We start from the raw sequence: 3,786 nt of genomic DNA on the forward strand, positions 1-3,786 counted from the left end.
ATTCAGCAGGGTTATTTCTGTTTCTGTATCACCTGTTTTTTGGATCAGAAATCTGCGATCGCTGAATTGGCCATCCTCTTGCCTTTCCCTCTCCTGGGCGATCGCGGAACTTACTCCCGCCAGTACTTGTTGGTAAACAATGTGATTTCTAGAGCTACTGCTGGTTGTGGTTTGACTAGAAGAAGAGGAGCTTTCTCCATAGAAGGAGGACTGTTCATTAAAGGTCAAAGTTTTATTAAACAAAGAAGATAGAGAAATTCTCCCTTGGTAAGTTTCTGCAATAGTGCTAGAGACGTTATTAAAGAAATAGTCTGGACCATCTTGTTGGGTGTTGATTTCGTAAGAATTTTGATTCTGCTGATAGGAATAGCTGCCCACATTGTCTACTAGGCCATTCAAATCCAGGGAAAAAGAAGCGGTTATACCAGACAATGTTTTACTACTTTCGCTTGTGTTTTCATTATCCTGAATCCCTTCGGTGTTTACTACAAAACCAGAACTACCACCCGATTCGGTCCCGCTTCCTGATGCAAATCCCAGTGCAACAAAAGTGGCGGAGTTTTGATCTTCGTAGTCAGTTCGGCTTACATGATTCACTACGACAACATTGTTTTCGACTAATGATCCTCTGACATATCTGCGGTAGTAGCTTGAAGTTCCTATAAAAGAGGTTGCTGATCCTTGTTCAATCCTTTCAGCTTCAATGAAGTTGGGTGTCAGTAGACCAGATGCCCAAAAACCCGCTCCCCAGTAAATCAAGGGTGCGATTGAACTGACCTGTGCCGTGGCTCCATTTCCCTTCAGGAGCTTATAGTGATAAACCCCTGATTCCAGCCAACGGAAACTAGCGACCCAGTCACTAGGTCGCCTACCCGTATTTGTAAGGTATGCATCGGCAATGGATTTGGATGTCTGAAAAATTTTGGCTGGAGTTTGGCGATCGCCCCCCACATAAAAACTCCTTACGCCATCTACAGCCACCGAGAACAAAACCTTGACGGGTCCAGACTGAACTGATTGAGGGGTGACAAGCTGTTGCTGCTTCGGTTTATGGGGCATCACATTAATGCGCGATCGCCCCTTTCCCTGATGCAGAACAACTGTATCTCCCTCGCCAATCACGCCGTTGCTGTTTGATTCAGCCTCGCGAATACTGCCATCGCTCAACTGGATTTGTTGAGAGCCGCGATCGGCATCATATGGAAGTGCTACAGCATGCGGATTTTGGCGCGATCGGATTTTCTGTTGCTTGATTTGCTTCTGCTGGTGAGCAGTACGACTTGCGATCGAGGTTTGGCGTAGCAGCTCTTCAGGGGTCATGGCTACAAGTTATCCAAAAATCCGTACAGTTCGATTTCAGAAAGGGCCATGATATTTCGCCCGCTCCCGTTTGGTCCGTACCATTGGAAGCGAAACTTGCTGTATGAATTGCTGGTTGTAACGCCAAAATTTGCCCACTGCAATTGAGTGCTTAGCGTTGCATCGTTAGCGCGAGAATCCAGATCAATCCAGGTCGATCCGTTCAGTCCTTGCATTTTCCAAGTTCTAGGCGCATCTGCTCCAGCGATCGCGTCATTTCTCGCTCTTAGGCTGTACCTATTGAGCTGCAACTTTTTGGTTTTTAGGTCGATCTCGTAGTAAGCCTCGCCAACGACGTTCGAGAGATATTCGTTAATCTCTCGGTCCATCCAGTTCCCAACGACTCCGCCCAGGGTGCCGCCAGTCGCGGTGGCGGATACCGTTCCCAGAGTCACTGGGTTTGACCAGGAGCCGTTAGCGCCCCAATTGGTGCCAGCGTAGTAAAGAACCCCATTTGCATCGCCATTAGAGGCGTAAAGCCTCGGTGTACTGAACACAACGACGTTGGGGGACGCGATCCAGCCTTCCGAATCGCTTAGGTAAATCAGATCTGTTCGCGCATAATTGTTAACAATTTTTGCTGAACCGCTTTGGCCATTGATATTTTTGCTGGATACAAGACTTAAAGGAGAAGTAGAAAGAGATCCAGTGCAAGCAAGAGGAATAGCCTCACCTGGGGAGGCTGTGTTGGGGAGTGTCAGAGCCCAAGCTGCGGCACTGGTATCTGCAAGAAGGCGATCGCCCACCTGAGCTGCATAGTTAGCAGTCTTAACTTGATAATTGCTACTTCCGCCTGCTGCTTTTCGAACCCAGCGACCTGGACCCGTTGTGGGCGCAACAATGGCATCGTCATCCGCAGTAGCGCTGGAGCTAGTGTTCAGGAAGTACCACTCCAGTTTTGACTGAACCGCTAACCCCAGGCCATTCTCCAGCCCAGTGGTATTAATCGCCTTGAGCGCGGCAATGTCAGCAAGACTTCCACCCCACATAGCTACACTCCTGTGGTGTAGCCACTGTTATGCAGCTCAATGTTCATGGTGATGGTGCGGCTTGCTCCATCCGCTATCGTTTGCGCGGAGCCATAGTTGCCTACCAAAACCAATCTGCCCTTGGCATATCTCAATCGCATATTACCGCTGCCTGCGTTGGTTAAGTCAACGATCGCGCTTCCATCAGCGGCGGTTGAAACCTGGAAGGTGTTGGTGGCAATATTGGCGGCGTAGTAAAGCGTCCCTGCTGTTAACCCACCTGCTAAAGTTGCGCCTGCGTCAGCAGTAAGAACGATCGCGTCACCATTAGAGAGTCCGTGAGCAGTAACCGTAATCGTGTCCGTCGAAGCATTTACATTGCTATCAGTGAAGCCTTTGTTGGCTGAGACAGCGGCATCCAGAATTAGGGCAACGCTATCGTATTGCAGAGATGTTCCGGAGGCTATCAAAGAGTTATTTACAGCTGATGCCTCAACTCTTTTGTTGCCTGAGCTGTAGCTGTTTGTGCTGGGATTGTAGGGCTTGCGTCCATAGCCACCTGTTTCCGCTAATTCGGCTGTTACCACTGCTTCGATCGTTGTGGCTGTGCCTGCACCAAGGCAGAACACCAAGCGATAGGTGCCGAGGTTCCGCATTAGCTCAGCAACGTAAAGTTGCCAGCTAGGAACGTGATTGCAACCGACTGTAGCCATAGGAAAGAGCTCGCTTTTAATTCGGCGCGATCGTTCCCACAGCCCTAGAATTCCAGGTTCTTCCAGTTTTCAAAGTCCAGATTTTGCCAATCACTAAAGCTCAGATCCTGCCACTTGATTGCGCCATCTATTACTCTTGCGCCAAGTCCTAGTCCTGCTTCAAGCTGATCAGCGATCGCCTCATCGACCACTCTAGCCCCAGCTCCCAAGCCAGCCCAAAGCGTATCGTTTTCGTTATCTAGAATCCTTGCTCCTAGTCCCAGTCCAGCCTCTAGAGTGCCGCTAGGCGGCAGAGTCTCGACGATTTGCGCCCCTAGCCCCAAGCCAGCTTGCAAGGTGTCAGTGAGCGGTGGAGTATCGATGATCTGAGACCCAATGCCCAGTCCTGCCTGTAGTAAGTCAGTTCCAGCATCCAGGCTGTAGGGGTAGTCAGTAATCTGAGCAGCCAATGCCAGGCCAGCTTCTAGTACGTCTACCTCCAGGTAGGGCGGCTTCAGGGTTGTGGTTGCGGTGTTGCTGCCGTTGATTGTGGTGGAGATGCGATCGCCCACCCAAATTCCCTCAAAGTTGCACAATGCTTCGCGCTCATACAGCACCCAATTCGAGCCATCTAATAGATAGGTGCGAGTTGTACCATCTTGCTCCAGTACGTCCGCAGCCATCAAAGGCGACCAATGATCAAACAGCTCATCTCGCAGGGCAATGCCAATCTCTTGGCCCTTATGCTTGCCAATCAGGATCACGCC

The 3,786-nt window shown here is 50.0% G+C and carries 4 protein-coding genes; all 4 read right to left on the reverse strand.

All coding sequences use genetic code 11. The features are described from left to right. On the reverse strand, window positions 1-1,320 hold a 1,320-nt coding region (locus NDA01_RS31535), incomplete at its 3' end, for a hypothetical protein (protein WP_348231162.1). A gap of 2 nt (window positions 1,321-1,322) precedes the next feature. Further along, complete coding sequence (locus NDA01_RS31540) at window positions 1,323-2,348, reverse strand: hypothetical protein (protein ID WP_348231163.1); 1,026 nt, start codon at window positions 2,346-2,348, stop codon at window positions 1,323-1,325. A 2-nt stretch (window positions 2,349-2,350) separates the two neighbouring features. Then, window positions 2,351-3,040: a hypothetical protein gene (locus tag NDA01_RS31545; RefSeq protein ID WP_348231164.1), complete on the reverse strand. Its 690-nt coding sequence runs from the start codon at window positions 3,038-3,040 to the stop codon at window positions 2,351-2,353. 44 nt (window positions 3,041-3,084) lie between these two features. After that, window positions 3,085-3,786, reverse strand: a 702-nt coding sequence (locus NDA01_RS31550) for a hypothetical protein (RefSeq protein ID WP_348231165.1), incomplete at its 5' end; no start/stop codon positions are given.

It is taken from the genome of Trichocoleus desertorum AS-A10, assembly GCF_039962155.1.
Lineage (GTDB): Bacteria > Cyanobacteriota > Cyanobacteriia > FACHB-46 > FACHB-46 > Trichocoleus.

Bases quoted from the DNA above. Each gene is read 5' to 3' on its own strand.
- NDA01_RS31540 (WP_348231163.1), bottom strand. From the start codon at position 2,348: ATGTGGGGTGGAAGTCTTGCTGACATTGCCGCGCTCAAGGCGATTAAT.
- NDA01_RS31545 (WP_348231164.1), bottom strand. From the start codon at position 3,040: ATGGCTACAGTCGGTTGCAATCACGTTCCTAGCTGGCAACTTTACGTT.